This window comes from Sulfuricurvum kujiense DSM 16994, assembly GCF_000183725.1.
Lineage (GTDB): Bacteria > Campylobacterota > Campylobacteria > Campylobacterales > Sulfurimonadaceae > Sulfuricurvum > Sulfuricurvum kujiense.
The window spans coordinates 1540098-1567090 of the sequence record NC_014762.1 but is presented as its reverse complement, the minus strand read 5'-3'; the positions used below and the strand labels follow the sequence as shown (position 1 = coordinate 1567090).

Annotated in this window: 33 protein-coding genes; 19 read left to right on the top strand and 14 right to left on the bottom strand. The window is 42.5% G+C overall.

Annotation, left to right across the window (positions count from 1 at the left end):
• Window positions 1-29: 29 nt before the first annotated feature.
• From SULKU_RS07805 to SULKU_RS07795, 3 genes are read right to left on the bottom strand one after another with little or no spacing between them, the layout of a single operon-like run.
• Entirely contained in the window at window positions 30-1175 is a 1146-nt protein-coding gene (locus tag SULKU_RS07805) for a hypothetical protein (protein ID WP_013460409.1), read from the bottom strand.
• Complete coding sequence (locus SULKU_RS07800) at window positions 1162-2583, bottom strand: DUF5677 domain-containing protein (protein WP_013460408.1); 1422 nt, start codon at window positions 2581-2583, stop codon at window positions 1162-1164. Before SULKU_RS07800 ends, SULKU_RS07805 begins: the two co-directional genes overlap by 14 nt.
• A 59-nt stretch (window positions 2584-2642) precedes the next feature.
• On the bottom strand, window positions 2643-3212 hold the full coding sequence (locus SULKU_RS07795) for a hypothetical protein (RefSeq protein ID WP_013460407.1): 570 nt from the start codon (window positions 3210-3212) through the stop codon (window positions 2643-2645).
• A gap of 176 nt (window positions 3213-3388) precedes the next feature.
• On the opposite strand from SULKU_RS07795, the gene SULKU_RS07790 reads away from it, so the two are divergent.
• The 5 genes from SULKU_RS07790 (at window position 3389) to SULKU_RS07770 (ending at window position 7827) form a co-directional block, all read left to right on the top strand.
• The gene (locus SULKU_RS07790; protein WP_013460406.1) at window positions 3389-4552 is read left to right on the top strand and encodes a vWA domain-containing protein; all 1164 of its coding nucleotides are present in this window, start codon (window positions 3389-3391) and stop codon (window positions 4550-4552) included.
• Window positions 4521-5327 (top strand): hypothetical protein, encoded by an 807-nt coding sequence (locus tag SULKU_RS07785; RefSeq protein WP_013460405.1) that lies wholly within the window; start codon window positions 4521-4523, stop codon window positions 5325-5327. Before SULKU_RS07790 ends, SULKU_RS07785 begins: the two co-directional genes overlap by 32 nt.
• Window positions 5320-5562 (top strand): hypothetical protein, encoded by a 243-nt coding sequence (locus SULKU_RS07780; protein WP_013460404.1) that lies wholly within the window; start codon window positions 5320-5322, stop codon window positions 5560-5562. Before SULKU_RS07785 ends, SULKU_RS07780 begins: the two co-directional genes overlap by 8 nt.
• Window positions 5562-5978 carry an ArsC/Spx/MgsR family protein gene (locus SULKU_RS07775; RefSeq protein WP_013460403.1) on the top strand — a complete coding sequence of 139 codons (417 nt, stop codon included), beginning with the start codon at window positions 5562-5564 and terminating at the stop codon, window positions 5976-5978. Before SULKU_RS07780 ends, SULKU_RS07775 begins: the two co-directional genes overlap by 1 nt.
• A gap of 100 nt (window positions 5979-6078) precedes the next feature.
• The gene (locus SULKU_RS07770; protein ID WP_013460402.1) at window positions 6079-7827 is read left to right on the top strand and encodes a sensor domain-containing diguanylate cyclase; all 1749 of its coding nucleotides are present in this window, start codon (window positions 6079-6081) and stop codon (window positions 7825-7827) included.
• Window positions 7828-7865: 38 nt separating this feature from the next.
• On the opposite strand, the gene SULKU_RS07765 is transcribed toward SULKU_RS07770, so the two are convergent.
• Window positions 7866-8423, bottom strand: a complete 558-nt coding sequence (locus tag SULKU_RS07765) for a hypothetical protein (RefSeq protein ID WP_013460401.1) — start codon at window positions 8421-8423, stop codon at window positions 7866-7868.
• Between the two features lie 112 nt (window positions 8424-8535).
• Here SULKU_RS07765 and SULKU_RS07760 point away from each other — a divergent pair, with 112 nt between their 5' ends.
• Genes SULKU_RS07760 through SULKU_RS07750 form a run of 3 tightly spaced genes read left to right on the top strand, consistent with a single transcriptional unit; the run spans window position 8536 to window position 11014 of the window.
• Entirely contained in the window at window positions 8536-9531 is a 996-nt protein-coding gene (locus SULKU_RS07760; RefSeq protein ID WP_013460400.1) for an ATP-binding protein, read from the top strand.
• The gene (locus SULKU_RS07755) at window positions 9531-10682 is read left to right on the top strand and encodes a vWA domain-containing protein (RefSeq protein WP_013460399.1); all 1152 of its coding nucleotides are present in this window, start codon (window positions 9531-9533) and stop codon (window positions 10680-10682) included. Before SULKU_RS07760 ends, SULKU_RS07755 begins: the two co-directional genes overlap by 1 nt.
• Window positions 10683-10702: 20 nt before the next feature.
• Window positions 10703-11014 carry a hypothetical protein gene (locus SULKU_RS07750; RefSeq protein ID WP_013460398.1) on the top strand — a complete coding sequence of 104 codons (312 nt, stop codon included), beginning with the start codon at window positions 10703-10705 and terminating at the stop codon, window positions 11012-11014.
• Between the two features lie 29 nt (window positions 11015-11043).
• Here SULKU_RS07750 and SULKU_RS07745 read toward each other — a convergent pair whose 3' ends face one another.
• From SULKU_RS07745 to SULKU_RS07730, 4 genes are read right to left on the bottom strand one after another with little or no spacing between them, the layout of a single operon-like run.
• Window positions 11044-11523, bottom strand: a complete 480-nt coding sequence (locus SULKU_RS07745; RefSeq protein ID WP_013460397.1) for a hypothetical protein — start codon at window positions 11521-11523, stop codon at window positions 11044-11046.
• A 33-nt stretch (window positions 11524-11556) separates the two neighbouring features.
• Window positions 11557-12156 (bottom strand): hypothetical protein, encoded by a 600-nt coding sequence (locus SULKU_RS07740; RefSeq protein WP_013460396.1) that lies wholly within the window; start codon window positions 12154-12156, stop codon window positions 11557-11559.
• The gene (locus tag SULKU_RS07735) at window positions 12153-12380 is read right to left on the bottom strand and encodes a hypothetical protein (protein ID WP_013460395.1); all 228 of its coding nucleotides are present in this window, start codon (window positions 12378-12380) and stop codon (window positions 12153-12155) included. The genes SULKU_RS07740 and SULKU_RS07735 overlap by 4 nt, the downstream gene beginning before the upstream one ends.
• Window positions 12373-12768, bottom strand: a complete 396-nt coding sequence (locus SULKU_RS07730) for a NifB/NifX family molybdenum-iron cluster-binding protein (protein ID WP_013460394.1) — start codon at window positions 12766-12768, stop codon at window positions 12373-12375. Before SULKU_RS07730 ends, SULKU_RS07735 begins: the two co-directional genes overlap by 8 nt.
• Before the next feature lie 103 nt (window positions 12769-12871).
• Here SULKU_RS07730 and SULKU_RS07725 point away from each other — a divergent pair, with 103 nt between their 5' ends.
• The gene (locus tag SULKU_RS07725) at window positions 12872-13762 is read left to right on the top strand and encodes a NifU family protein (protein ID WP_013460393.1); all 891 of its coding nucleotides are present in this window, start codon (window positions 12872-12874) and stop codon (window positions 13760-13762) included.
• 10 nt (window positions 13763-13772) lie between these two features.
• Complete coding sequence (locus SULKU_RS07720; protein WP_013460392.1) at window positions 13773-14216, top strand: TOBE domain-containing protein; 444 nt, start codon at window positions 13773-13775, stop codon at window positions 14214-14216.
• A 13-nt stretch (window positions 14217-14229) separates the two neighbouring features.
• Here SULKU_RS07720 and SULKU_RS07715 read toward each other — a convergent pair whose 3' ends face one another.
• The gene (locus tag SULKU_RS07715; protein WP_013460391.1) at window positions 14230-15324 is read right to left on the bottom strand and encodes a hypothetical protein; all 1095 of its coding nucleotides are present in this window, start codon (window positions 15322-15324) and stop codon (window positions 14230-14232) included.
• Window positions 15325-15491: 167 nt separating this feature from the next.
• On the opposite strand from SULKU_RS07715, the gene SULKU_RS07710 reads away from it, so the two are divergent.
• From SULKU_RS07710 to SULKU_RS07685, 6 genes are all read left to right on the top strand, one after another.
• Window positions 15492-15866 carry a DUF362 domain-containing protein gene (locus SULKU_RS07710; RefSeq protein ID WP_013460390.1) on the top strand — a complete coding sequence of 125 codons (375 nt, stop codon included), beginning with the start codon at window positions 15492-15494 and terminating at the stop codon, window positions 15864-15866.
• Between the two features lie 11 nt (window positions 15867-15877).
• Complete coding sequence (nifX, locus tag SULKU_RS07705; protein ID WP_013460389.1) at window positions 15878-16258, top strand: nitrogen fixation protein NifX; 381 nt, start codon at window positions 15878-15880, stop codon at window positions 16256-16258.
• A gap of 107 nt (window positions 16259-16365) precedes the next feature.
• Window positions 16366-16764, top strand: a complete 399-nt coding sequence (locus SULKU_RS15395; RefSeq protein ID WP_013460388.1) for a 4Fe-4S dicluster domain-containing protein — start codon at window positions 16366-16368, stop codon at window positions 16762-16764.
• On the top strand, window positions 16764-17108 hold the full coding sequence (locus SULKU_RS07695; RefSeq protein WP_013460387.1) for a hypothetical protein: 345 nt from the start codon (window positions 16764-16766) through the stop codon (window positions 17106-17108). The genes SULKU_RS15395 and SULKU_RS07695 overlap by 1 nt, the downstream gene beginning before the upstream one ends.
• A 266-nt stretch (window positions 17109-17374) precedes the next feature.
• Window positions 17375-18652, top strand: a complete 1278-nt coding sequence (locus SULKU_RS07690) for a hypothetical protein (protein WP_013460386.1) — start codon at window positions 17375-17377, stop codon at window positions 18650-18652.
• Window positions 18653-18724: 72 nt separating this feature from the next.
• Entirely contained in the window at window positions 18725-19009 is a 285-nt protein-coding gene (locus tag SULKU_RS07685; RefSeq protein ID WP_013460385.1) for a hypothetical protein, read from the top strand.
• 4 nt (window positions 19010-19013) lie between these two features.
• Here the strand turns inward: SULKU_RS07685 and SULKU_RS07680 are convergent, their stop codons facing one another.
• The gene (locus SULKU_RS07680) at window positions 19014-19895 is read right to left on the bottom strand and encodes a DMT family transporter (protein ID WP_013460384.1); all 882 of its coding nucleotides are present in this window, start codon (window positions 19893-19895) and stop codon (window positions 19014-19016) included.
• 113 nt (window positions 19896-20008) lie between these two features.
• Between SULKU_RS07680 and SULKU_RS07675 the strand changes: the two genes are divergently transcribed.
• Window positions 20009-22204: a SulP family inorganic anion transporter gene (locus SULKU_RS07675; RefSeq protein ID WP_013460383.1), complete on the top strand. Its 2196-nt coding sequence runs from the start codon at window positions 20009-20011 to the stop codon at window positions 22202-22204.
• Between the two features lie 108 nt (window positions 22205-22312).
• Window positions 22313-23050 carry a pirin family protein gene (locus tag SULKU_RS07670; RefSeq protein WP_013460382.1) on the top strand — a complete coding sequence of 246 codons (738 nt, stop codon included), beginning with the start codon at window positions 22313-22315 and terminating at the stop codon, window positions 23048-23050.
• Here the strand turns inward: SULKU_RS07670 and SULKU_RS07665 are convergent.
• The 3 genes from SULKU_RS07665 to SULKU_RS07655 form a co-directional block, all read right to left on the bottom strand.
• Complete coding sequence (locus SULKU_RS07665; protein ID WP_013460381.1) at window positions 23047-23928, bottom strand: diguanylate cyclase domain-containing protein; 882 nt, start codon at window positions 23926-23928, stop codon at window positions 23047-23049. The genes SULKU_RS07670 and SULKU_RS07665 overlap by 4 nt on opposite strands.
• 89 nt (window positions 23929-24017) lie before the next feature.
• Window positions 24018-24347, bottom strand: a complete 330-nt coding sequence (locus tag SULKU_RS07660) for a hypothetical protein (RefSeq protein WP_013460380.1) — start codon at window positions 24345-24347, stop codon at window positions 24018-24020.
• Entirely contained in the window at window positions 24347-25531 is a 1185-nt protein-coding gene (locus SULKU_RS07655; RefSeq protein ID WP_013460379.1) for a NifS family cysteine desulfurase, read from the bottom strand. Before SULKU_RS07655 ends, SULKU_RS07660 begins: the two co-directional genes overlap by 1 nt.
• A 148-nt stretch (window positions 25532-25679) precedes the next feature.
• Between SULKU_RS07655 and SULKU_RS07650 the strand changes: the two genes are divergently transcribed.
• Window positions 25680-26438, top strand: a complete 759-nt coding sequence (locus SULKU_RS07650) for a methylamine utilization protein MauJ (RefSeq protein ID WP_013460378.1) — start codon at window positions 25680-25682, stop codon at window positions 26436-26438.
• Between the two features lie 30 nt (window positions 26439-26468).
• On the opposite strand, the gene SULKU_RS07645 is transcribed toward SULKU_RS07650, so the two are convergent.
• Window positions 26469-26759: a nucleotidyltransferase family protein gene (locus SULKU_RS07645; RefSeq protein ID WP_013460377.1), complete on the bottom strand. Its 291-nt coding sequence runs from the start codon at window positions 26757-26759 to the stop codon at window positions 26469-26471.
• Between the last annotated feature and the right edge of the window lie 234 nt (window positions 26760-26993).

The window sequence follows — 26993 nt, the reverse complement described above, 5'->3', positions numbered from 1 at the left end:
ATACTGCTTGCCCTCGATTGTCTGACGCCTCAATCAGCCGACGCTTCAGCATTTGGTACTAGGTGTTGTTGTATCTTCATACAGAACTGTTCGTTGATAATATTAGCAACTTCTGGTACACCTTTTTTAAAAATATCAATATTGTTTTTTTTCATTTCTTGCAATATATTATTTAAGAAGTTCGTTTCTTGAACGATTTTGGCAAATTCATTGAAATCTATTTTAATTAATTCCTTTTTTTCTACTGTGTAGTAAAAAATATAAAATACAATTGTTTTTTCTATCATATTTTTAAAAAACTCATCTTCAATAAATGTATACATTACGAGTGTTAAATAATGAAAAGTAGGTTTAAATCGAATAAAAGGAATTGTATTTGTAATAGATGCAATTAATAGAATTTCCATTATCTGTGTGACGTAATTTTGAAGTGCAACGATGAATTTTTCAGCTTCTGAATAGTTTTTTGTGACTGATACCATCAAATCAAATGAGTTTATATATGCCTCAATTGCTTCTTTTAAATTTGATACTTCATTGCAATGTTTTTCAAGTATTAAATTATTTTTGAAAAATGGAACTATGTTTTGTTCAATTTCATCGTAGGTTGTATATTTTTCAAAAAAATCATCAAAATTTTCAAACTCTTCATCTAAAACAGAATTGACAAATCTTAAGTAGAATTTATGCAATAGCTCAAAATGTTCTTCTGCATTAGTTATAGCAATTATATGGATAGGTAAAATATAAAAATAGGTTTGATAGGTTGATAATATTTCTTTCAAATCACTATAGGCTCTCCTAAATAGTTCAATAGATTTAGTATCAAATAATTTTGCAGGAATTCTAAAGAAATGCTCTAATCTTAATAATGGGTCAGAGACAAAATGTTCATTTCCTAATGCTTTGTAAATATAATGATCATTATCTTTAATATCTAAATATATTGCACCTGCCAGTAAAAAACACTCTTTTTCTGAAGACAAATTTTTTAATTCTAAAGATGCGATTTCTTTTCTATCGAGCCAAAAGCATACAATCTCATCAAGTATCATAGAGATTGTTTTTTGGTCTGCTCCATCTGAAAAAATATGCTTTTCAAAACCATTTATCAAATCAAGATATTGAGTTTGAAATTTTTGAATATTGGCAAATGACATGCTAAATTGTTTCATCAATTAATTTTTGGATTTTCATCATGATTTTATAAATATCATGATTAACGGAAGGCATTTTTTGCTCAAAATTGATATCAGGCAAAAAGTGATATTTATGTGTAGCATTCTCACAATGAAGCATTGAACTTTCTCTTACAGCTCCCCAAAAAGCATGTATAAAGTTATTGTCGTATTCATAAAGAACTTCATATAAATACTTTTCGTCCACCATATCAAATTTTTCCTTGACTTTTTTATTGTCGAAATATCGTAGATCTATATCTACATATTCTTCCCATAAAATTTCATTTATGATTGTGTCTATTATTGGCTCTACAAAATGGATATGCTCTTCTTTGTTACTATTCTCTCTTTCTTTTAGTAATGGGAACTTATATTTTCCAACTCCATAAAGTTTATATTCCATCCATACATTTGAATTTTCTGGTTCTATCTTCAGTAAATATTTTATATTTATATATGCTTCTAAAATTGTTCTAAATGCATGACGACCTAAAATTGAGTCACCTAATTCTTTTGTAATAACATCATTAAATATTTTTAATGCATAGATAGCTGTACCCATAATAACATGGAATTTATCATCATGTAATGACTGCTCTTTCTTTACAGATAACAAATGATTCATTTTGTCTTGAAGTTCTAAAATATACTTTTTGTAATCCAAGTCCTCTTCCTTATTGAAACTGATTATTAATGGCTGACATTCTGTTTTCAACCCTATTTCTTTCCAAAAATTATTAATAAAACTTTGGTTTTGTTGATTTCCAATATCCATTTCTGTTGCTCTAAGCATTGGGCGATACATTCTCATTTTTTCATCATTATGATCAGTATATGGATAGTTCGCAAAAATTTCTGGCAATTCACTTCCTCTATGAACACGAAGTTTGTCTTGAAAAACCATCATTGACAATACAACAAATCTCAAATCAGTAGCTTCATATGACTGATGACCATAATATATTTTTACAGCACTAGCAATAGATTTAATTCTTTCACTTATCAATATATCTGGAAAATTAAAATATTTGTTAAAAACTGGATACTCAAAATTTCTGTAGATAGCTGTTAACGGTGCTAAGTATTTTGGATTTACGTTATTACAAATAATTTTGTAAATGTCTTCTTGTTCTATTTCAGGTAAAGATAAAACAATAGATAATTTAGGTTTTATGATCGTTTTGTTAATATGAGCAATTTCTTGTAAAATTTTTCCAGCTTGCTCAATCCCTTCCGTACGATCAAAGTTCATAAGTATTAAACCAAGCCAAAGGTATTCAGGCAATCTATCATTTGTCCATGAAATTGGTTGCATATTTTCAAGGGTATTCATAGGAGGCTGAATCAAGCCTTTATTATATTTATGACTTTTTAAATCACTTGTCATATTGTTTTTTTTCAAAAATTCTCCTATCCATGACAACTAGATGCAACGTTTGAGTTGATAAATATAATACTTTATTATAGAGTTTTAACAATATCATCTTCTGTTGTGAACATATAATATTCTACCCATCTGTTGAAATGTTCACTCTCTAGCGGTAGTCCAAACCTAAGAGCAGAGTTATTGTTTTCTATGTTGGCTTCTTTTGTACCATTTAAAGGTATGGCTTTTAATATTTTTAATTCTTTTTCCATATTGTCTTTTGAAAGTTTAAAAGAATAAGTAGTAATACTTTCATATTTTATTGCATCAATAATGAATACATAATAGCCATCTACGTTTTGCTTAGACCTAATGCCTGCAATATTTGCAATTTTATTTGTAATGGTTAGTAGCGAGGTTTTTATTTCAAAGTATTTATTGTCTTTTTTAAAATCACCTAAATTCTCATTTGCTTTTACCGATAACAAATTATTCTTTTCCATAATTCTATTTTGAATTTTTGTTCCATATGATTTTGGAGATAATGGCAAAATTTTTTTTATAAATATGTCCCACTCATCATCAAATCCATATCTAGCATTTATGGAATCTTCTTTGAGTTTATAAAATAATTTTAAAAAATTATCTAACTCACTATTTGTCATAAAATTCCTTTATGCTATAACTCTTTTTTTTTATACCAAAATATACTATTTTTCCAGCAATTCACTACACAATGGAGATTTGAAATATCCTATTATATGTTGTTTTTCTTAAAATAGTTTCTGTGAACTTGCCGTGTTGATTTTGATAGAGAACATAGTATAAAAATTGCATTTTTTTGGATAAATATCCAAAGGATACCCCCATCAAAAATCGTCTGGAAAAAATACGGGTTCAGTTTCTCTTTGACCATCCGTTTCTCAGCGTCCTAGCCCTCTCAATTCCCCATAAATACCAGAGTAACCCCCATATGCTCTTCGAGACCGACGGTGTCAGTATCCGTGTCGATGAAAGCAAAGCATCGGGATACGATGACGCGCGGCTTAAATATCTCTATGCCCATGTACTGCTCCATATCCTCCTCAAACATCCGTTTCGCCTAAAGGGGCGTGATAAGCCGACATGGAACCGCTCATGCGACATCGTTATTGGACTATTGCTGAGTGATTTTCAACGTGTGGGACAGGCGGATGAAGAGGCGATGGTAATCGAGTCGTTTCGCGACAAAAGTGTCGAGGAAGTCTACCATGCCCTTTACCGTGAAAGCGATGAGGGGGAGGGGCAACAATCTGAAGATAACCCGACACAGCAAAAGATGGATATTATCGAACACGAGGGGGATACCCAGGTCGCCGAGGAAGAACTCGATGCGTTAATTATACAAGCGATGGGGGCGGCGCGGAAGCAGGGGAATATCCCCGCATCGCTTTTGGAGATGTTCGATGAGATCACCAAGCCTTCCATTGACCTTCATACGCTGCTGCACGCTTATATGTCGGAGAGCTTTTTCGACAAAGAGTCCGATTTCTCCCGTCCGAATCGCCGATTTATCCATCAGGGGCTTTATCTCCCCGGATACCGCTATGACCGCAGCCGACTCAGTTTTTTTATCTTTTTGGATCGTTCTATGAGTATTACAGGTGACGTTTTTTCCCGATTTTTAGGGATAATTGACTCAATAGTACGCATGAGCCATGATTTCGAGGTGAGTGTCATACCGTTTGATGAGCGGGTCTACGTCGAGGAGAAAAAAAGCTACGATGCCCAAGGGATACTGCCGCAGATAGAGTTTGCCAAAGGAAACGGCGGGACACAGTTCACCCCCGTATTGGAGTATCTAAACACCCATGCCGGGGAGAAAAATTTGGCGGTAATTTTGAGTGACGGCTATTTTACGGTTGAGAAAGCTCCTGCTATGCAGACACTGTTTTTACTGAGTGAAAAACAAAATTTGAAAAGGTTTGAACGTTATGGAGACGTCGTCTACTTTGATCTTATCTGATTCAGAACGATCCGAGGGCAAAGCCCCCGAATCTGCGCTTGCCGCTATGGCACTGAAGCTTGCCCCAGATGGGGCAGAATTAAGCTATCGAGATCACATCGAATTATTGAAAGACGATTTGGACTTCGAAGAGCAGGGGGATGCGATTTATCTAGATCATCCGGATGATGAAGCAAGGCTGTTATGGGCATTTCACCGTCCCAGCGGTTCTCATCCCACTCAGGTAGGGGATAGAAATACGGATGTGGCGATTATGGCGTTTAACCACTCCCGTCTGGGGGCGTTGGAGCGCTTTATTCGTCTGAATCCCGCGGTGATTGAAAACCCCGATTTGCGCCGTCATATCCGCAACCGCAGTCGAATGCTCTTTCGCGCTCTCGTCGATAACGATTTTTCCGAATTGCTGGAAGTATTGAGCCTCTTTCCCGTTTTTGTCGATCAGGCCTGTGATCAGATGATCAACGGCCGTATTTGGAACGAACATTATGCGACGGCGCTGAGGGGATCACAGTTTCTGGAACTCTCAGGCGCATTATGCAACGACAGATTGGTCGAGGGAGTAATCCGCCGTTTGCGTCCGTTGAAGCATCAAACGTTCGATGAAGCCAAAGCGCTTTTGGTAGAGTTGTGCGATCAAGCACGAAAGTTGCATCCGAAGATCAAAGAGCACTATGTCGAAGAGTTTGACACATGGATGAAGAGAGAGAAACTTCATCCGTTGCAGATGATCGTCCTAACGAAGCAAATCGCTCTATTGAAGGATTCCCATGTCTGAAAACAAACTAAATGTCATGAAAGCGATTTACGCCCTGAGTGATGAGATCGATTACAATATCTACGAGGCCATCGATATCGCTGAATATGCCCGTATGGATGAAAGTGTGGTAGAAGAAAGTATTCGGGAACTGTATGATGAGGGATATCTGGGGGAGTGTATGACGGTGGGAGATGACGGGTATGACACCTTTTATCTCAATAAAAAAGGGCGTATGCTCATCGGAGTGGAATAGTGATTAAACTGGTCGTATTTTATGAAAAACCTTTTTGTGCCGCCAATGCCAAGCAAAAACAGATTCTAAGAGCGAGCGGATGTACGATCATCGAACGCAATCTTCTCGAACACGATCTGGATAAAGAGACGCTTCGAACGTTCATGGGAGAAAAAAAAGTTACGGATTGGTTTAATCCGGCAGCCCCCGCCATCAAGAACGGAGAAATTTCTCCCGATACCCTCAATGAAGAAGCGGCGATGGAGCTGTTGATGTCCAATCCGATCCTCATTCGCCGTCCGTTAATGGTGATCGGAAGCGAAAAACTGTGCGGGTTTGATGCGGATAAAGTATCGGAAGTATTGGAACGCTATGTCGAACCGATGCCGAAGATTAATTGCATGGAAAAAGGGTGTTTGGAAAAGAGGTCGGAATAAATATTAAGAGTGAACGCAATAGTTAGAATATAATGTATTATAATAGTTTGAAAGGAAGGATATATTTAATAATCAAATATTTGTGTGATAAAGGCCTATTGTGAAGTTCTTGGTCGAAAAGAATCTTATTAGAGTTATCGCGTACGGTCCTCTGGTCTTTATACCGTTTGTTGTTATCCTCATCTCCTCCGTCGTTATCTATCAAAATCAGCAGCGTTATATACATTCGATTCAAGAGATTGAACGTACCTATATCGAGACGCAAAAAAATATTATTATTTCCAAAATCGACAGCTCTATAAAATTGATAGGATATCAACGCTCAATGACAGAGCGAATGTTGAAAGAAAAGGTTAAATCCCGCGTTGATACGGCCTACTCGGTTGCTAAAAATATTTATGTTCAAAATAAAGATACGCACACTCCGCAAAGCATCCAAAAAATGATAACCGATTCATTGAGACCTCTTGTCTGGAACGGCGGTGAGAGTTTTATATTTATTCTGGATTATGACGGTGTTTTTCATTTGGCACCGAAGTATTTACGACATTTGGAAGGGCACAGCATCATCAATTTTAAAGATTCTACGAAGCGAAATGTCATACGTGAGGAGATAGCGCTGGTTAAAAAATCGGGCGGCGGGTATTTATGGGATACGTTTACCCGGCCGAATTACGATCCGAAACTTCAGTTTAAACAATTGGTATACGTTAAAAAATTAGGTATGTACAATTGGTATATCGGCTCTGCGGAGTATCTTGATACATCCATCAAAGAGATTGAAAAAAATACTCTGGATATTATTAATAACAGTACCGTCGGGACAAGTGAATATTTTTTCGTCATTGATCATGAAGGCAACTTCGTATTGGCCGGTAAAAATCGCGATTTGATCGGTAAAAATGTTTTGCAGTTGAGAGACAGTGACGGCAAATATTTAATAAAAGAGATTATTAAGAGCTCTGGTTTAAAAGATGCCGCTTGGGTCTCATACAAATGGAAAAATCCTGAAAACGGCAGGATTGAACAAAAACATACCTATGCCAAACGGGTACCGAACAGTAACTGGATTATCGGAAGCGGATTTTACTCGGAAGAGGTTAATCGAAAGATAGCGGATAAAAAAATGGAGCTGACACGAATCAATCAAAAACAGTTGAAAAATATCCTTCTACTGTCCGGTATTATTCTTTTCGTATCACTTATCGGCTCGTACAGCATATCGAACAGTATTCGCAGACGATTTCTGAACTATTCGAGAATGATTGAAACAAAAAACAAAGAATTGACGGCATTAAACTATGGACTTGAGAATATCGTCAAAGAACGGACAGCCGAATTAAACGAAGCGTATGAGAAGATGGAAAAAATTGCCCTGACCGATACTCTGACCGAGATCTATAATCGGTACTACTTCAACAGTGCACTCCAAAATGAGATATCAAGAGCCAAACGGTATGAACGCTTTTCACTTTTGATGTTTGATATCGATCACTTTAAGGTAGTCAATGACACATACGGTCATAATGTCGGCGATATCGTATTGCGGATGATTGCCGAAAGAGTCAAATCGTGTTTAAGAGAGAGTGACATATTTGCACGGGTCGGCGGTGAAGAGTTTATGATCATATTGCCGAGAACGACACTCGAAATGGCCAAGGAAGTAGGTGAAAGAATACGCACAACTATCGAAATGCATACTTTTGACGGCATAGGAAAAATCACCATCAGCCTCGGATTGGTAACGTACAGAGATGATGAGAGTTTTGCTGAGATTGTAAAACGGGTGGATACGGCACTGTATAAAGCTAAAAACAACGGGCGGAATAATTTAAATATGCAAGAATGATCGGTCTCTGTCCGAAGAACAGAGGCGATGAGAGAGAGTTATACTGCTCCGAAAGAGAGTTTTCCGCCGCGTTGCAACGCTTTGATCTCTTCATACGTTTTTTCGCTAAGGCGGAGGTTGCTGCGAAGAATATCTTTACATACCGTATCGATTTTCTCTTTATCAGACATCTTTTTCAAATCCCCTTTTGAAAGATCGGCAAGATCGAGCAAGTCGTTCCAGACAGAACTCTCATCCAATGCAAATGTATTGAACGTAATCCCTTCATAAACAAATGTCCCTTTTCCGATGATATCAGAGACGAAAAGGAGATATTTTCCCTCAGGAGTCAAGAACTCTTTATATTTCGCTACGAAACCTTCAAAAACATCCAAAGATGTGAGCTCACATGCCAAGAAATCGATTTTGTCCGAGTTTGTCGCAAGGATAACTTGTTTAACGATCTCTTTTGGAGGGAGACTTTTATCCGGAGTGATTACTTTACCTTCAGTGACTACGAGACATCCGCGGTATGCGTATTTGTATGCGTCGGTCGGTGCGTTGTAAACGATCATCCATTCGAGTTTGTTGTCAGCGATGTAGCTTTGGATAGACATAGTGTGTTCCTTCAAATATTGGTTAACTCTCTCAATACAATTCCTGTTCTACCTTTTTCGCACAATAAATGCATAAGTATTTTAAACATTGTTATTTTCAAGGATACTCATTATGAACCCTCAAAGTGCCAAACGCTCGCTCGCCCATTTGTGTGAGCGTAAAGTCCCCGTATTCTTATGGGGGCCTCCGGGGATCGGGAAATCTTCGATAGTGGCACAGATCGCCAAGGAAGCCGGCATTGGGTTTATCGATCTGCGTCTTTCGCTTCTTGATCCGACCGACTTGCGCGGTATTCCGTTTTTTGATTCCAAAAACGACAGCGCGATCTGGGCGCCTCCGGCATTTTTGCCCGATGGCTCGCAAGAGCGGGGGATTCTGTTTCTCGATGAGCTTAATACCGCCGCACCGATGGTACAGGCCTCTGCCTATCAGTTAATCTTAGACCGTAAAATCGGCGAATACCGTCTCCCTGATGGATGGGCGATCGTGGCGGCAGGGAACCGCGAGAGCGACCGCGGAGTCGTGTTTCGGATGGCGGCACCTCTGGCAAACCGGTTTGTCCATCTGGAGATGGAAGCGAATGTCGACGATTGGCGTAACTGGGCGATAGGCTCGGGGATAGAGCCCTCGATCATCGCCTATATCTCCCACCGTCCCGATGCACTGTTCGTCTTTAATGCTGAGAGCAGATCGTTTGCGACGCCGCGAACCTGGCAATACGTTCATGACATCATTGCTTCCAATCCGGAAGACGATCTCATTATGGCGATGGTAAGCGGGGCGATCGGTGAAGAGCTTGCCGCATCGTATCTCGGATTTCGTCTGGTAGCGTCGCAGCTGCCCGATTTGGATGCGATCATGGAGGGAACCTGTACGGATGTTCCGAGTGACCCTTCCGCTTTGCATATTCTCTGCACGGCACTGACGATGCGTGTCAACGATTATACGGGGAGCAAAAAACTGGGCAATCTGATCACCTATTCGCTTAAACTCCCGGGAGAATTTGCCGTAATGATCGTTCAGGATCTCCGCACCCGCAAAATCGAACTCGATCATCTCGAGAGTTGGCCTTTATGGATGCGTCAGTTCAACACATTGTTACGATAATGTCGTCCGAACAACTTCTCCTCAGAGCCAAAAGTCTTTTGACGGTTAAATACCCCTATTTCGGGATGCTCGCTTCACGGCTCAAACATGAACCGAGTGATGCTTTGAACTCATATGCGAGTAACGGAGTACGGTTTCTTTACAATAACGATTTTTTGGAGCGCAGAAGCGTCGAAGAGGTGATGTTTATCCTCACCAATTGTGTAATGCATCACGTCCTTTCCCATCAGCAACGGCGGTTGAACCGTCGGGGAAAACTGTGGCAGCTCTCAACCGATTACGCCATCAACAATCTCCTAAGCAAAAGCGGACTGCATATCCCCGTAGGCGCGAACTACAACAAAGAGTATGAGGGAATGTACGCCGAAGAGATTTATGAAGCGCTCAAAAGCGAAATGAATCTGGGCGAAGGGGATGCGTTCGATGAGCGCGGCGATAGTATTCCTAATGCCGTTGCGGGAGATCAAGAGATCAGCGATCAGGAGAGTTTCGGCAATATTGAAGGAATCGCGGATGAGCTTGATACTGCCGATGAAGTGCAATGGCAATACGCCGCTTCGATTGCACAGGAGGTAGCGCAGCGCAAGGGGGCGATGCCGCTGGGGCTGGAGAGGCTGGGGAAAAAAGTGAAGCCCGCCGATGTGGATTGGCGCTTTGAGCTTTACAATGCGATCAACCGCCATATGCGCAATAATTACGCTTTTATGCCGCCGAATAAAAAGCATATCCATCGCGGTATCGCACTCCCTTCGCTCACCAGCGATACCCTGAGCCTTTGTGTCGCTATCGATACCAGCGGCTCGATCGACGATCAGCTGTTGGGGGCGTTTATGGAGGAATTTAAAACGATCATGCAAAACTTCCCTTCGGTAAAAATCGAACTCATCATCGCCGATGCAAAAGTCCATGCCCATCATACGTTTATCAGCGGAGATCCGATGGATTTTCCTCTCAAAGGGGGAGGGGGGACCGATTATCGTCCGACGTTTGATTACGTCGAAGCTGCTCTTCCGATGACGACGATGCTGCTCTATTTTACCGACGGAGAAGGCTCATTCCCCCGCATTCCCCCTAATTATGAAGTGTTATGGGCGTTGTCGCGAAAAGCGAAAGTGCCGTTCGGAAGAGCTTTGGTGATTTTTCATTTGTAAAGAGATTGTATAATTTCAGTATGAGAAACAATTTACATATTAGAGCTCGTCAAATCGCTCAAAGCCCCGTAACTCAAAAAGCCGTTGTTTCCATGAAGCCGGATAAATCAGTATGGGGCTTTTTGGGAATCGTCGTTTTTATTATACTTCCCGAGATCATTGCATTTATCTGGGGGGTTGAAATCACCGCCTATGCCAAAGAGGGGTTGCTTCATGCGACTTCTCTCATCGATAAGTATTATTTTGATCTTCTGGTTATGCTCTTTGAAGAGGGGGGAAGCTGGTTCAACCTCGGACTCGGTGCGGCTTTGCTGATTTGGCTTTTTGTATAACCGGTATTCTCCCGAGAGGGAGATTTCTTTTAGAGCCCTTTGAGTGCTTCGTTGATCTGATCCAGAGCCAATGATTTGGCGTTTTCTACCTCTTTGTTATCCCACCAGTATTCGATGATGGCATGTTCGATCTGCTCAAGCTGATCCATTCTTAGATTGGCGAATACTTCGTAGGAACTGACCTCTTCAGTAGTGATCCCTTTTGATTTCGCCACTTTATCCAATGTCTCGAGAATACTCTCTTCGAGAGGTTTCGGATTGATTTCAAGACGTGCCTGATCGATCCATGCGCGGATCTCCTCTTCGAGATAATCGTGCCCCCACACTTGGTAGCACAAAATACGGTTGGGGCTGTAGACGATTTTTTCTTCTTCGCCCAGAACATCGCTTGTTTTGACGGTACCATCAAAGAGATACACTTCGATACGTTCGTTTTCGCGTAAAGTACATGCTCTCTCAAACGCATTTCGGGCATGTTTTAATATTTCGCTTCGCAGATTTTCATTCATCGTTTTATATCTCCATTGTTAAATTTGAACCGTTTAGGTCATGTACGGTATATCGAGATGGGAATCCCGATCGGATGCTTCGTAATCGTACGTAGTCACCTCTTGGATAGCGGAGAGCTTTTTTTGCAATACGATCCGTTGCAGCGGATGCAACAGTGTAGCATTAATGTGTTGCGAAACCGCATTACGATAATGCATGACGATGATAGGATGCCATATCTCCTGATGAGCGCTTAGGCGTTCGATGAATTCTTGCAGTTCATCGCGCTCTATCGTATCGATCCGAGGCAGTTTTCGGATGACGTTTCGGACAAACTGTTTCGTAAAATAGGGTTCCCCCATCTTTAGCAGCGTCGATGTCGCATCGATATTCGCTTCGTTTTCGCTGTAACTGTAGGCATAGCGGAAATGCTCACAAACGGCTTCGATGTATTTCGGATAATGTTCGAGTACCATCACCAGATGGGTCAGATCCTGATCGATCAATACCTGAAAAAGGGTGATCGTATTTTTCCCCATACTCGCCCAGTGGGGTTCTCCGCTTTTAACCTGGTCTTTATCGAATATCCGACGGTATTGGTCGATCTCGCTGATATCGGTTACCAGACGCGCCGAAGAGGAAAAACTGCTCATGAAGCTCTTGTTGATCCGTTATGATAGTCCCATAGACGTTTGTAGTGACTGTCGAGTTCACTAAGGGTCGAATCGACGGTAATCAATTCATTGGTTCGGCTGAAACGCCCGGTATTGGACTCGTACCATTTTTCCATTTCAATTTTCAGGGTATTGCGTTTGGCGACCGTTTCGACGATTAGACGGCGGATTTCGCCCATTTCAGATGTAATGATCTCAGTCATGGGAACACCCGCATTCGCACGCACCCGCCGCGGTACCCGGATCAAGATATTGCTTGGCATTGTCGAGCGTGACATGCGTCAGTGTGTCGGATAAGGCGATATCGATTGCTTGGGTGAGAGGCATCGCCTCTTTTCCCAACCAATAAACGTTCATGCCTCCGCGAACCATGACATGAAACGGTCCGTCACCCAAAAATCCGTATACGGCGGAAGTAGCCCCTTTTTCCAACAGATAATTGGCGGTCATAATACCGTTGCCGCATCCCTCATTAGGAACGAGGGTATAGGACTTGTCCGATGGATTGACCAATGCAAAAAACGGTGCGTTACCGAAAAGCTTCGTGCTCATAACGTCACGGCTATCGGATTCGACAGGGATGGCTATCATAGATGCTCCTTTGTGTCAGATACGGAGTGTTATGCATTTATTATTCTTCGTGTTAGAACGGCAATTGCAGTATCTTTGCCAAATCAGTTAAAAAGAGATTCCGATGGATGAGCTTCGTACCCATTATCACTATTTCAGCAACGAAGAGGGAGACGGCTATGAGATTTACAGCTGTGATCTTCCCGACGTAAAAGGGTTCGGTGAAACGTACGATGAAGCTATGGATGATCTGCGAAGAAATATCAAACGGTATGAGGAGAAGAGTATGGAAGCCCAATCATTAATGGAAACGGCCATTACGGCGTATGACGCAAAAGATTATACGAAGGCAAAAGCGATTTGGGAGTCATTGGGCGAGTCCAATACGGATGCAATGGTAAATCTGGGGACAATGTACGTCAAAGGATACGGTGTCGCCAAAGATATACACAAAGCATTTTCTCTGTTTGAACGTGCGGCAGAGAAAAATCATGAAGTAGCGTCATTTTATCTGGGCGGTATGTATGAAAACGGAATCGGTACGGAAGCGGATAAAGAACAATCGATCCGCTATTATACGGTAGCTGCAGAAGCCAATATGCCGACAGCCCAGCTGAAACTCGGGATTTTACTTCGCAATGATGACGTCCTTAACTCGATGAAATGGATGATCCGTGCGGCCCATGCGGGTGAATCGCAGGCACACTCGCTTCTCACGTATGTCAGCAATCAAAACGATGCCTCCGACATAAATGTCACATTTCGTATGATGGATGAGAGCTCACAGCGTGCTAAGATCGAATCGGTTATCACGGAAAATCTCGCGCCGATTCTCGCCAGTGACGGTGGAGGGGTGGAACTCGTCAACTATGTCGGTGGGGACACTCCGGAAATCTGGCTGCGCTATCTGGGCGCCTGTTCGGGATGCCATTTGGGGCCTACGTCGACGGCGGGGATGATTTTGGAGCAGTTTGAAAACATTATCGATAAAAAGATTGTGATTTATCTCTGGTAGGAGGATCGTCATGAACACGATAAAAGCAAAAGTAGAAGATATCAAAACTGATGAGTTTTTTAGCTGCATCACGGTTCGTGTCAACGGGACAGATTTGAAATTGCTGAAAACACAATTACCTAAATGGCTTCGTGTAGGTGATGAGGTGGAGTGTCAGGTTCAGGAAGCGGCGATCGCCCTTTACAAAGGGGACAAAGACGAGAGTGTCTCGATCGAAAACCACCTAAAAGGCGAACTGCAACATTTTCGTAAGGGGACAGTTCTTAGCGAAGTGAGTGTCGATACCCCCTGCGGGAAACTCAATTCGCTGATTACGACCGATGCGTTTGAGAGGATGGAACTTTGCGAGGGGTGCAATGTAACGCTGCTGCTCAAAGCGGTCGATATCAAGCTTACTCCGCTTTTGGATCCGGCCTCGTATGAACAATGTGCAGCAAAGCTGACACATTCGTAAAGGATAGTATTATTTAGGCTCCGATATTTATTAAAGTACCTGCTGTAGGTAATTTGATATTTTTAGCGATTTGATAGCCTTGAGAGAGTGGACTGGACATATCAATATCGTTCGATTTCGATATTGATGTGTCTAGTGACGAATATTTGTTTGCCTGATACAGGGCATATTGGGATTTCATCTCTTTATTCATCTCTGTTATAAACTTATCCGCTAATTCTTGAGAAAATTTTCTCTCAGCGAGCGGAGCACCATGGTCGATTCCCATGTAGTTTATTATTTCATCGAGTGTATTTTGTCCAAATGCATTTATAATATATTGAGCATATCCCTGACCGTTTTTCAATGTCTGCCAATAGATTTGCGTATCTTTGACCGGTGCAGCATACTCGTGATTCGGGTCTAAATATTGTTGTGTTTCATTCCCCACAGAATTGCTAAAGAAATTTCCGAATAATTCACCGATGGACAATTTGTCTTTAGGTAATGAATTATCGTTTTTATTGCCTGTATAGGAATTGTATAAATCACGACCGCGTTTAACAATCTCTTCATCGGTACCTGTGCCGTACTGAGCCATGCTTCTGAACCCTGGATTACTCATTGATTCGGCATGGGGTGATGCTTTTACAGATTCAGCAACGGTATATTGAACTGCAACGATACCCTCAAGCACATTTCCTTTCGATGTGTAAGATTGAGGCATAGCATCTACTTGTTTAGGACTCATATAGCCTGTCCCATCGGGATCTAGGGTACTACCTGTAACGGTTTTATATAAACTCCACACTTTGGAAACAATCGTTAATGGGTCTGCTCCGGTTCCACTGGCTTGTTCGAATGCTTCGGCTTGTTGCATCGTGATTTGGTGGATTTTGACATTTACGGGAATCCCCGCCGCTTTGTTGAAATCGCTTCCGAAGAAACCGTTCTCATCGACTTTGAACCCCCACTTGGTAGAAACGGTTGCATTTGTGTTATTCGCGGCAGATACAATAATCGCATCTGTCGATGTTACGGCGGTATCGGAAGCCGTATCCGTTCGTTTGATAACGGAGGCAGCAGTATTTTGAAAAATCGACTGTGATGCGACACTGTTGACAGACATTGCCCGTTCCTAAATTGTATTTGTAAAAACAAGCAAAAAATATTCCAAAAATAGTTTTTTTTAATTAAAAATAACACCTTATGAGTTGCTTCGAACGTTATTGTCATAAATATGCTCGTACAAAAAATGCATAGATGGTTTATATTAAAATAACTAAGGAGCTAATTATGGCTGTAATGATTACCGATTTATGTATTAACTGTGACGCCTGTATCGAGGTATGTCCGGTAAGCGCGATTGTAAGTGAAGGCGATTCACCGCGTGATGACTGGGAATATACCTACGTAAAACCTGAAAAATGTATCGAATGTGTCGGTCATGCGGAAGTTCCTGCGTGTGCGGCTGAGTGTCCTACGGAAGGATGTATCGTTTGGGATATGCCATACACTGCTGAGTATAACGATTATTATGTCAACAGCTCAGACTATGTTATCGGCGAATCGAAAAAACGCGGTGTATTGACACCGGAAGTATCTCCTCAAACTTACAAAGAAGATATTTCAATCGCAGCTCGTGAAGCGCACGAAGCGGTAGCGGTTTAAAAGGTCATCCTATGCTAATCGCGTTCGCTTCCACCGACGGTGTAACGGTTAATCAGCATTTCGGCTGGTCGAAGAGTTTCGAACTCTATCGAGTGAGTGCCGAGAGTGCCGAATATGTAAAAACACTGGACAGTTCGGAAGATGAAATAGCCGATGAGCATGAAAAACTGGCCTACAAAATAAGCTCGATTAAAGAGGCGGATATCCTCTATTGCTCTGCGATAGGGCCGACCGCTTCTAAAATGGTATTGGCTTCGAAAATCTATCCGGTTCGATCCGGTGAAAACGATCGTATCGATGAGACGATTACAAAGCTTCAAGAGCTGTTGCTGGGCAATCCGCCGCCGTGGTTACTCAGAATCGTCCACACGTCAAAAGAGAACGCCATCTGAATTCAGATAGCTGTGCTTGCCGCTAAGGCACAAAACAAGGGGACCGTTCGCGTAGCGATCTCTCTTTGAAACGATTGCCCTCTTAGGGCAGATTTTTAGGAGATAAAATGTCTGTCATTATCAACGATACCTGCATCACGTGTGATGCGTGTTTACAACAATGTCCCGTTAATGCGATTGTGGACGATTCCTCCAATCCGACAGGTAAAAAACAATATTACGTTCAGCCCGATAAGTGCGTCGAGTGTGTCGGAATATACGACGATCCTCAATGTGCGGCGATCTGCCCGAGCATCGGATGTATCACATGGGATATGCCGTTTACCGCAGAGTTTGACGAACATTTCCGAAACGAAGAGATGTACAAACTTGGCGTAAGCAAAGATGGGACGCTTAAATCTCCTCTTTATAAAGAAAAATCATATCGCAAAGATATTTCGGTCTCTGAACGCGGTATCGGCAAACTTGTCCAGGAAGAGCCTGAAGAATTGGAAGAAGTGGGTTGATGATGGATCCGTTTGCAAAAGTTGCCGCAGATCTCGATCAGTTCGGCTGTGATTGTGCGGTAACGGTTGCCCTAAAAATTACGGACGACTCGTGCAAGATGGATGATGAGCAGCGTGCATTGTTTATGGCATTGTACGATGCGCTTCCTCCGTATGAGAGCGCGATGTTTGACGAATCTATCCATGACCTGATACGTGAGGGGCGAAATACACCTTCCACACTGCTATTCGGACAGATCAAAAAAGAGCGTGAAAGAGCTATGGCGATTATCACGAAAGAAAAAATGAAAACCTTCAAAGCTTCGGTTCGAGGCTCGCTTCTTATCGCACGGCATACGGCGTAATCCATCTTTATTAGTAACAACAATTAGAACGCATTTAAAAAAAAATTACAATATACGATAGTATATGATACGAATAGAGAAAGAAGCAAAATGCGGACTGTCGTTTATCATATTTCATCCGCAATTGCTTTTTAAATTTCAATCTCTTTTTTCTGAAGACGCATCGTGCCGGACACTATTGCGAATCGGCAAAAATACAAGAGAAATAAGTAGAACGAGAAGACAAAAAAATGTCTTTGGACCGATTAGGGATAAGCTGAGTGAACATGTCAAATTCAAATACCGAAGAGTTTTCCGATACTAAAAAAAAGGCTGACAATTCGGATGAGACACTGCCGGAAGTCATCACGACGGAAGAAGCCATACAAGGCTATTTCCAAGACCTTCGGACAAGAGTCAGCCAGTTTTCGGATTATCAGAACGAAAGGCATGAAATAGATTTTTTGCTGCTTCGACGTTTTTTAATGACGGCGTATAACAATTTAGTAGAAATTGATATGAGTCTTACGGATACGCCTGTTTTCCCTATTCGTAACGACGTATTGAAATTAAGTCAGATATACGATCAGTTTAAATTTCGTGCCCTTCACGTAAAGAGAGCATTTTTCGAACTTTTTTTAGATAACCACGATGTGTTTTTGAAATATCAGAAACGCCGTGATGAGAATAAAGAGAGTATCGCCACGTACGACATAATGATTCGTACGACGGATGCATCGTTAGAACAAGTAGAATCTGAGATGAAAAATGTTTCCATTGAATCCGAAGAATACGCTCCGTTGATGAAGCAATTGAAAGTTTTACGGGCGAAGTCGGTAGACTCAGTCCATAATAAACGGAGACTTGAGGACGAGAACATCCAATTAACGCTTTATCTTGACATGATTATCAACGAAAATGAAGAGAGTTTTACAAAGAAGTTTTCCTCCATGGCGGCGGTTTTCGAGCAGGAAATCACTACTCTTTTGAATAAAGCCGCCTATTTGCTCGATTTTTCTTTATGGAAAAACGCGCGCAAATCCAATATGATCAGCAAATATTTTTCCGAATTGCCTATTCAGGGGGAGATATCGAGTCAAACCTATTTACGCTACTATCTCCAAACATTGAATGAAGAAAAATTGACCGATGAGCATCGGACTCTCATAAAACTGCTTCCCTATCTTGAAAGCCTCAAAAAAATTTCTGTCTTGTATTTATCCTCCGATGCCGAGTCTTCAAAACGACTAACCGGTATATTCGCGTCATTGAGTGTAAAAATAGAACTCCAGTGTACCTCAGACGTCTTAAATGCGATCAATTTGATCAAGAAAAACCTTCCGAAATACATTTTTGTCGATTATCAGTCCGATTTTAAAACGTTGATCAAAGTATTGAAAAATTTTCCCAATTATGACGAGGTAACAGTGATTCTCCTGGTTGACGGTCCGAACGATATTAATGATGAACGACTGCAGCAAGGATCGATCAACCATATCATCGGCACTCGGATTTCAAAGCAGTCTTTAGTGGATAAATTCGAAGATATTTTCAATATGGAGTGAATTTTCCCTGTTTATTCAACGATTAACAATATAGGGTAAAATGCGGCATCGATCATCCGAAGAGGGGAAAAAATGCGAAAAATTATGTATCTGTTTCTTTTTGCCATCGTATTTCTGATCGCAAAAGCTTTTGTGTTTGATAACTATATTGAGCGCTATACAACCAAAGAGACGAATACTACGGCAGAAACTAACGAATCAATCCAAGCGGCAGACAGCGAAACCGAACCTAAAAATACTATAGAGCCTGAGAGCAATAAAAGTACAACGGCAGGAGAGAAAAACAACTCTTCAAAAGATCTGGACTCGCCGTTGGAAAAGTTGGGAGAGCGAATCTCAAAACACATCAACCTCTAAAAAATCATTTTTGCCGAGAGAGGAGTATTCCGCTGGCAATAATCAACATTCCCCCCGCGATTACCGTCGGGGTCGGAAAAATATCCCCTAACATTATTCCGAACATTGTGGCAAAGAGGACGACCGAATAGCTTGCCGTACTGACGATCCCGGCTTTAGCGTAAAAATAGGCACGGGTCATAAAAATCTGTCCGTATGCGGCGGCGACACCCATCAGGGCGATCCAAAGCCAGTCGCTTCCATGCGGGAGGACAAAAGGGCTGAGGGCAAAGGCGAAAATTTCAGACGTTACGTATTGAGACACTATCATCAAAATAATCGGAATAAACACCCCCGAAAACATAAATGAGAGGACGACGGTACGTTCGTCATAATAGGTTTTAAGACTGCGGACACTCGTATAGGCCAATGAGGAGAGAAAGCCGGTTAAAAGCCCCATAATGTGCAGATACCCCATCTCCAGCCCACTGAGCAGCGCTACCCCCGCAAATCCGATGATAACCGCAACGATCGAGTAGGGTTTGAGTTTTTCACCCAACAGAAAAAAAGCAAGCAAAGCGGTAAAAATCGGCTCGGTTTTGGAATAAACGATCGCATTGGAGAGGGTGGTCGCGCTGATCGTGTAGAAAAAGGTGAGAAGAGCTACCGTTCCGATGACTCCGCGAAATACCAGCGTAAACGGCTTGCCGCCGACGTTGCGTATCGGTTTGCGCAGCGTAATCGCGCCGATAACGGCTAAACCGACGACATTGCGCCAAAACGTCACTTCAACCGATCCCATGGATGCAGAGAGGAGTTTCGCGAATAACATTATCAGCGAAAAAAGAAACGATGCGATGAGCATAAAAAAAATGCCGCGGCGGGTATCGGACGAGGTTAAATTCATAACGCCATTGTACCATGTGAACCTCATGAAAAGGGGGATTTGAAATGAAACCCGATAGTTTTAGGATACAATAAATTAACGCAACGATTTATTTGATTATAGGGTTTTAGAGGATGTTGAAAACAGCTAATTTTTCGGGTGATTTTTGGGGCGGTACGGCAGCGATGCTGGTTGCATTGCCCTCGGCTATCGCATTTGGGGTAACGATCTATGCAGTGATAGGAGGTCAATACAGCGCATACGGTGCATTGGCCGGTATTTTAGGGGTGGCGGCAGTCGGAATCGTTGCAGCTATGATGGGGGGAGCGGATCGGCTTATCTCCGCACCGAGCGCTCCGGCAGCTGCCGTATTGTCAGCATTCGCGTTGCAATACGTTTCACAGGACTTCGGACCCGATTTGCTGTTTGTCATGCTCATGGTGGTCGCTTTATTGTCGGGCGGATTTCAGGTACTTTTCGGTCTCATCGGGCTGGGACGTTTGATCAAATACATGCCGTTCCCGGTCGTCAGCGGATATCTCACCGGTGTCGGGCTTTACATTATCGCGGCACAGTCGCCGATTTTTTTAGGACTCCCGCAGGGGACGCACTTTTGGCATTCGTTTCAGATTATAAACGGCTGGCAATGGCAGAGTATCGCAGTGGGGACGGTCACGATTATAGTCATGCTGTATGCCGATAAAATGTTCCGGATTATTCCGGCGGTTATTACCGCATTGTTCGTCGGGATGGCGGCGTATTTTCTTCTGGGGCTTGTTGATCCGAGCCTTTATCAGCCCAATAACCCGTTTGTCGTCGGTGAACTCGGAGGAAGCGGAGGGATAGATTATCTTCAGATGTTTACGGGGCGTTTTGAAGAATTGTTCCTTCTTCAGTGGGATGATATAAGCCTTTTGCTTTTTCCCGCATTGACGCTGGCGGCTCTGCTCTCTATCGATACGCTGAAAACCTGTATTGTTCTGGATTCTATGACCCATTCGTATCATAACTCCAATAAAGAGCTGATCGCCCAGGGCTCAGGCAATATCGTCTCCGCATTGATCGGCGGAATGCCCGGTTCGGGGACGATGGGGGCAACCATGGTTAACCTCTCAGCCGGGGGAAATTCCCGACTTTCTGGGGTGATCGAGGGGGTAATGGCGGTCGGGGCATTTGTCGCTTTGGGATCGTTTATCGCGTGGATTCCCGTTTCGGCATTGGCGGGTATTTTGATCGTTATCGGCTTTCGGATGATCGACAGACACAGTTTCAAATTATTGAAAACGCGCCAGACGGCACTCGATTTTTTTATTATCGCTTCCGTTGCCGTAACCGCCCTTACGGTAAGCTTGATCGCCGCATCGGGGGTGGGGCTTGTTTTGGCAATTGTCCTCTATATTTTTCAGCAAATCGGTGCTTCGGTCGTGTACCGCCATATTGACGGCAGCGAAGCGAGAAGCAGAATCATCCGCAGTCGGGAAGAGGAAACTATTCTGGTTGAGAAAGGGGGGAATTTTTCTGTGTATGAATTGCACGGAAGTCTCTTTTTCGGAACGGCCAATCAGCTTTACACGATGCTGCAAGATGACCTTCAGCACAAAAAATACATCATCATGGATATGAAACGGGTACAGACGGTCGATCTGACGGCGGCGCATATCCTGTTGCAGATCAAAGATATCCTCCATGAACGGGACGGATATTTGATTTTGTGCCGACTGCCGCATAAGCTTCCGACGGGAGATGATTTAGAGAGCTATTTCAATCAGGTCGGATTGCTCAAACACTTGAGTCCGATCAAAGTGTTTAACGATTTGGATGATGCGATTGAGTGGGCGGAGAATAAAATAATAAAAGAATTTTCGTTGGGAGAAAAAGGGGAGAACCTTTTAGAACTGCACGATTTCGACCTTTTTAAAGGGCGGCGGGATGAGACATTGGAAGAGATAAACGGTCTTGTCGAAAGCCGGTTTGTTAAAAAGGGTGACGTGATTTATTCCGAAGGGGAAGGGAACGGCGAAATATTTTTGATCCGACGCGGTCTGGTGAGGGTAATGCTCCCTACTCCGGGAGGCAAAAGTATCCATCTCAGTACGCTGGGACAAAATAATTTTTTCGGCGAATTTTCCTTTTTGGAGGGAGTCCCGCACTATACCGATACGATTGCGGGAAGCGATACTGAGTTATACTGTATTACAAGAGAAGCATTTGACGTGTTCAAAAAGCTCCATAAAAAAGCGGCTTACGGATTTATGCACGCACTTGCCGCCGTCTTGGCTGAGCGGCTCCGGCTGACACGTTCCGAATTGGTTGCGGAGTATGATGCCTAAGCTATGAGTTTCCTTAACGGATAAACGAATTTTAATTTTATTAGTTTGAATACGGTAAAATCTACTTACTATTTGAATGTGACTTATGAGATAAGCGAAAGGAGAATTATGCAGTTTTTTCTCCATGCAGCCGAAGAGCGCGGGAACGCCGAACACGGATGGCTGCACAGCCGTTTTAGCTTCAGTTTTGCCGATTACCAAAATAAAGAACGGATGGGATTCGGTGCATTGCGTGTACTGAATGATGATTGCATCGAGCCATTAGGCGGATTTGACATGCATCCCCATCATGATATGGAAATCATTACGATTGTGACAATGGGATCGCTAGAACATAAAGACTCCCAAGGCAATCACGAGAGAATCGAATCGGGAGAAATACAATATATATCAGCGGGACGGGGGATAGAACACGCTGAATTTAATCCCTCGTCCAAAGAGCGGACAGAGTTGTTTCAAATATGGATAATACCGCGTAAAAAAGGGACGATTCCCCGCTATCAAAAATGCCGTTACGATTTGGACAAAGTCAATCGATGGGTACTGATCGCCAGCCCCCACGGCAGAAAAGGGTCTTTGAAAATCGATCAAAATGTCACGATACGTTTATCGCATCTTTTTTTCGGGCATACCCTTGTTTCCGATTCGCTCAAAGCGGGATACGGAAGGCTGTTGTTTGTTATAGACGGAGAGGTGAATGTCTGCGGCCATACTCTCAAGCGAAGAGACGAGCTGCAGATTATCGGGGAGGAAGCGTTTGAGATCACGGTCAACAGAGATGCCCGACTTTTATTATTCGACGTACCGCTGGCCAATTTTGAGCAAAAAAGAGGTTCTCTTCTCTAAAGGTGGATAAGCGGTGAACTTGCCGAGGATCGGTTCAATGCTGTTTCGGCACGGGAGATAATATCGTCTATCTCTTCATCACCAGTTTGAACAGTCGTCCCCAGACGCATAGTGAACGAGTCTAAATGTTCAAACGGCTCTTCTTTCATTACTCCGAGCAGTTTTTGGCTGAATTTCATCGCATTATCCGCATTCTCGATGAGATACGCGAGCATAAAAATCTTTTTGTCCCAACGAACCAGCATATCGCTTTGACGGATATGGTTTTTGATACAGGAACTGAAATCATGCAGGTATTTCTCGCAGTCGCTATCGCTTGCATCCATAGCAAGCATGGTTATACCGATCGATTTTTCATTAAACAGGGCCGCATTTTGAAAACTTTTTGAGGTATGGACGAAATAATCTTTGTAGTACGCACCGCTCTCTTTTTCAATACTGACATCATTTTCGATCATAATCCGCTTTATCAGGTCTTGCGAGATATCGCAGAATGAAATGGTCGTGTACTCCGGAACCGGTGTGTCGATGGTGACCGAAAAAGCATAGGGTTCGGCACGGCTGTTGATCATACTGACAATTCTGTCGGATTCGGGAATATTTTGAAGCGATTCGATCCAATGATCGGGATCGGTTTTTCCGGCATGAAAATAAGCGTCATGGGGTACAAAGCGGTTTAAAATAGAGCCGAATTCACGGAGAAATGCTTTAACCGTGGGCATATTGGTAAAGTTTTGAAACGCTTTGTTGAAAAGAACAGGGGTATTTCGATGCATCAGGACGACGAGATTGTTTTGGGTATCTATCGCCGATTGAAGAAGTTTGCTAAATACATCATCATTATTTATTAAACAATTATGATTATTCGGATGACACATCGAAATCCCTTACTTTATGAATAATTTTTATAATAGTATCATATTAAAAAAAATTACAATCTAAAACAAAGTTTTATGTATAGATATAATCAATGTCTAATAGAATTTCTTAATAGATAAAGTTGACCGTGGCAGTTGCAGGATCTCTTATTGCCGTAGGGAGAAAAGAGATTTTTCCCAGTATGAAGCGAGTAGCTGCCGAAATCGGTTTTGATAATCTCTCCCTCTATTTTATAAACAGTGATGAGACGTATTAAACAGGAATTATGCGCTTCAAGGCGGTGAAATCGTTCACGGCTTGCATGAACCCAGAGGATTTTTGAGGGGAGGGTGAGGGAGAGGAGATACTCTTTGCTCCACTCACGCACCGCACCCAGTGCTTCGAGCTCCGAATCACTGATGTTACGATAGGGTCGCATCAGCCAACTTCGTTCGTATAGGCATAGGTTGAGGAGATGGAGCGCAGACGCTCTGCCGCTTTGACAAAGACATCGATGACGTAATCGATCTCATCAGCGGTCGTAAAGCGGCTGAGGCTGAGACGGATCGCCGTATGGGCGAGCTCAGGATCTTGCCCGATGGCGCTCATGACAGGGTTAGCTTCGAGGCTCTCTGAAGCACATGCGCTTCCCGTAGAGGCCGCGATCCCCGCACGGTTGAGATCCCATAGCATCGATTCACCCTCGATACCGCGCAGAGAGATAAGGATAGTGTTCGGGGTACGGCGCTCACGGTCACCGACGACGAAGGTGTCGGGGATTTGGGAGATGGCGTCTTCGAGACGGTCGCGGAGTGAGCGAACATCGCTGTTCATTTTCTCCAGATGTCCGACCGACTGTTTCATCGCCAGACCCATGCCGATGATGTAGGCGACGTTGAGGGTTCCCGCACGTTTACCTCCCATCTGTTCTCCGCCGTGGAGGAGGTTCGGAAGCTCTGAGCCTTTTTTGACATACAATCCGCCGATCCCTTTCGGACCGTGGAATTTATGCGCCGAAAATGTCAGATAATCGATCGGCGTTGCGGTGAGATCGACTTTGACTTTTCCGATGGCTTGAACCGCGTCGGTGTGGAACAAGATACCGCGCTCTTTGGCGATCTGTGCGACCTCTGCGACGGGAAAGATCATCCCCGTCTCGTTGTTCGCCCACATCATACTAATCAATATGGTTTTGTCGGTGATCGCCGCGGCGATGCGCTCTGCGCTGACATATCCGTAAGCATCAACGTCGACGAAGGTGATCTCGGCCCCGTTCTCTTCGAGGAAGTGGAGGGTTTCGAGAACCGACGGATGCTCTACCGCAGAGGCGATGATGTGGTTTTTGGTCGGGTTTTTGAGGATGTGTTTGAAAAAGACACCTTTTAGTACGGTATTGTTGCTCTCTGTCGCACATGATGTGATGAGGATGTCATCGGCATCAGGGGCGTTGAGGGCATCGTACATGTTACCCATTGCTTCGTTGAGATAGGGGCGTACTTCGATACCGTACTGGTGAAGGGAATTCGGATTTCCATAAAGCTCTTCAAAAAATGGCTGCATTTTAACTTTGACGATAGGGTCTAGTTTGGTAGTGGCATTGTTATCGAGATAAACACGTTTCATTTTTTGTCCTCAGTGTGTCGTTATTATGAGGAGAGAATGCAAGATTTGTTCGAGAGGAATGGAATAATAAAATTGATAAATTTTAATATATTAAATTATTTTATACTATTATTGTATTAATAGAATAATGTTGAATGAAGGTGAATAGATGGAGTGGCAAGTTACTTTAGCAATCTCAGGACCAATTACTGTAAATCAAAAAATTAGATTCAATACTGAAAAAGGTTTTGATGATCCTTTTTGGTCAAATATTCAAATTACAGCCGTCCAACACGGTGTTAAGATGGATATAGTTGCAAGAGCAGATAATCAAGAAGAAGCGAATGAAGCAGCTTTATACTTTGCAGGTCAGGCTTTAGATTATTTATGTTTAACAATTAACTTGCCTTTGTATGTAAGTCAATCTGGAACACAATTTAAGCCATTAAATGAAAATGTCAAAAGAATTTTAACTCGAGAAGATTGGATTAATAGTTTTAGACAAGCACGAGAAATTGCCATAGATAGAAGAACTTTATCTCGTTCTCTAAGTTGGTATCGAAAGGGAATGGTTAGTGAAGATCCAATTGATTCATTTTTGTCATATTGGTCTTCGTTAGAAAGTATAGGTTCCAGATTTGCAGAAGATAATCAAAGAACAAGAAGTGGAATTATTAATAAAATTTGTAATTGCTTTGATCAGATGTGGGGGAGTTGCAACGAGTGGAAAATAATCCCAAGTAGCTCTGATAAGTTAAATTATTTTCATCACCTAAGGAATGGTATTGCTCATGGATTTATTAGTGTTGATATTGATACAATTAAAGTGATTTCAACTGAATTGGCTATTATTAAAAATTTATCATATGAATTTCTTCAAGATTGGAAAAGTAGGGGGGTAAATCCTGAACCTTATGCTGAAAGATGACTTGGATAATTGTTTGTCAGAAGAGCCTTTTCAGGCATAGATCGCTTCTTTTTGGATTCGTTCTTTTAAAAATGTGTTCATGCTTTCTCGGTAGCTGATGAGGTCGACATGGGTGTGCATCAGCTCTTCGAGATCGAGACGGATGCGGGAGAGTTTAAAAAGGTTGGGTTGTTTGGTCTCGATCACGACATCAACGTCGCTTTGTTCCGTCGCTTCATCCCGTGCAACAGAGCCGAATACGCCGATACGGATGATTCCGAATTCATCGGCATGATGTTGCTTGTACGATTCTAATACTTTGAGTACGTCTTGTCGTTTCATGCAATGATTATAACCTATCTCTAGGATGTATTTCAATGATGCTTTCATTTTCCATGATTTTGCCGACTTTTTCACCACCGTTTTACGGGAATCTGCCTCACAATATCGTTATAATTGAACTTATTCGATAAAATACGAATTTTAATACTATTAGCGACTTCAAATCTCCTGCATCCGGAAGATGCAGGTAGCTTTAGGGGGTTGTAGGGACATAAATGTCCCTGCCGCAAATAT

Excerpts from the sequence above, each read along its gene's own strand:
- SULKU_RS07805 (WP_013460409.1), bottom strand. The coding sequence starts at position 1,175 with ATGAAACAATTTAGCATGTCATTTGCCAATATTCAAAAATTTCAAACT.
- SULKU_RS07795 (WP_013460407.1), bottom strand. The coding sequence starts at position 3,212 with ATGACAAATAGTGAGTTAGATAATTTTTTAAAATTATTTTATAAACTC.
- SULKU_RS07785 (WP_013460405.1), top strand. The coding sequence starts at position 4,521 with ATGGAGACGTCGTCTACTTTGATCTTATCTGATTCAGAACGATCCGAG.
- SULKU_RS07780 (WP_013460404.1), top strand. The coding sequence starts at position 5,320 with ATGTCTGAAAACAAACTAAATGTCATGAAAGCGATTTACGCCCTGAGT.
- SULKU_RS07765 (WP_013460401.1), bottom strand. The coding sequence starts at position 8,423 with ATGTCTATCCAAAGCTACATCGCTGACAACAAACTCGAATGGATGATC.
- SULKU_RS07760 (WP_013460400.1), top strand. The coding sequence starts at position 8,536 with ATGAACCCTCAAAGTGCCAAACGCTCGCTCGCCCATTTGTGTGAGCGT.
- SULKU_RS07755 (WP_013460399.1), top strand. The coding sequence starts at position 9,531 with ATGTCGTCCGAACAACTTCTCCTCAGAGCCAAAAGTCTTTTGACGGTT.
- SULKU_RS07750 (WP_013460398.1), top strand. The coding sequence starts at position 10,703 with ATGAGAAACAATTTACATATTAGAGCTCGTCAAATCGCTCAAAGCCCC.
- SULKU_RS07745 (WP_013460397.1), bottom strand. The coding sequence starts at position 11,523 with ATGAATGAAAATCTGCGAAGCGAAATATTAAAACATGCCCGAAATGCG.
- SULKU_RS07740 (WP_013460396.1), bottom strand. The coding sequence starts at position 12,156 with ATGAGCAGTTTTTCCTCTTCGGCGCGTCTGGTAACCGATATCAGCGAG.
- SULKU_RS07735 (WP_013460395.1), bottom strand. The coding sequence starts at position 12,380 with ATGACTGAGATCATTACATCTGAAATGGGCGAAATCCGCCGTCTAATC.
- SULKU_RS07730 (WP_013460394.1), bottom strand. The coding sequence starts at position 12,768 with ATGATAGCCATCCCTGTCGAATCCGATAGCCGTGACGTTATGAGCACG.
- SULKU_RS07725 (WP_013460393.1), top strand. The coding sequence starts at position 12,872 with ATGGATGAGCTTCGTACCCATTATCACTATTTCAGCAACGAAGAGGGA.
- SULKU_RS07720 (WP_013460392.1), top strand. The coding sequence starts at position 13,773 with ATGAACACGATAAAAGCAAAAGTAGAAGATATCAAAACTGATGAGTTT.
- SULKU_RS07715 (WP_013460391.1), bottom strand. The coding sequence starts at position 15,324 with ATGTCTGTCAACAGTGTCGCATCACAGTCGATTTTTCAAAATACTGCT.
- SULKU_RS07710 (WP_013460390.1), top strand. The coding sequence starts at position 15,492 with ATGGCTGTAATGATTACCGATTTATGTATTAACTGTGACGCCTGTATC.
- nifX (WP_013460389.1), top strand. The coding sequence starts at position 15,878 with ATGCTAATCGCGTTCGCTTCCACCGACGGTGTAACGGTTAATCAGCAT.
- SULKU_RS15395 (WP_013460388.1), top strand. The coding sequence starts at position 16,366 with ATGTCTGTCATTATCAACGATACCTGCATCACGTGTGATGCGTGTTTA.
- SULKU_RS07695 (WP_013460387.1), top strand. The coding sequence starts at position 16,764 with ATGATGGATCCGTTTGCAAAAGTTGCCGCAGATCTCGATCAGTTCGGC.
- SULKU_RS07690 (WP_013460386.1), top strand. The coding sequence starts at position 17,375 with ATGTCAAATTCAAATACCGAAGAGTTTTCCGATACTAAAAAAAAGGCT.
- SULKU_RS07685 (WP_013460385.1), top strand. The coding sequence starts at position 18,725 with ATGCGAAAAATTATGTATCTGTTTCTTTTTGCCATCGTATTTCTGATC.
- SULKU_RS07680 (WP_013460384.1), bottom strand. The coding sequence starts at position 19,895 with ATGAATTTAACCTCGTCCGATACCCGCCGCGGCATTTTTTTTATGCTC.
- SULKU_RS07675 (WP_013460383.1), top strand. The coding sequence starts at position 20,009 with ATGTTGAAAACAGCTAATTTTTCGGGTGATTTTTGGGGCGGTACGGCA.
- SULKU_RS07670 (WP_013460382.1), top strand. The coding sequence starts at position 22,313 with ATGCAGTTTTTTCTCCATGCAGCCGAAGAGCGCGGGAACGCCGAACAC.
- SULKU_RS07665 (WP_013460381.1), bottom strand. The coding sequence starts at position 23,928 with ATGTGTCATCCGAATAATCATAATTGTTTAATAAATAATGATGATGTA.
- SULKU_RS07660 (WP_013460380.1), bottom strand. The coding sequence starts at position 24,347 with ATGCGACCCTATCGTAACATCAGTGATTCGGAGCTCGAAGCACTGGGT.
- SULKU_RS07655 (WP_013460379.1), bottom strand. The coding sequence starts at position 25,531 with ATGAAACGTGTTTATCTCGATAACAATGCCACTACCAAACTAGACCCT.
- SULKU_RS07650 (WP_013460378.1), top strand. The coding sequence starts at position 25,680 with ATGGAGTGGCAAGTTACTTTAGCAATCTCAGGACCAATTACTGTAAAT.
- SULKU_RS07645 (WP_013460377.1), bottom strand. The coding sequence starts at position 26,759 with ATGAAACGACAAGACGTACTCAAAGTATTAGAATCGTACAAGCAACAT.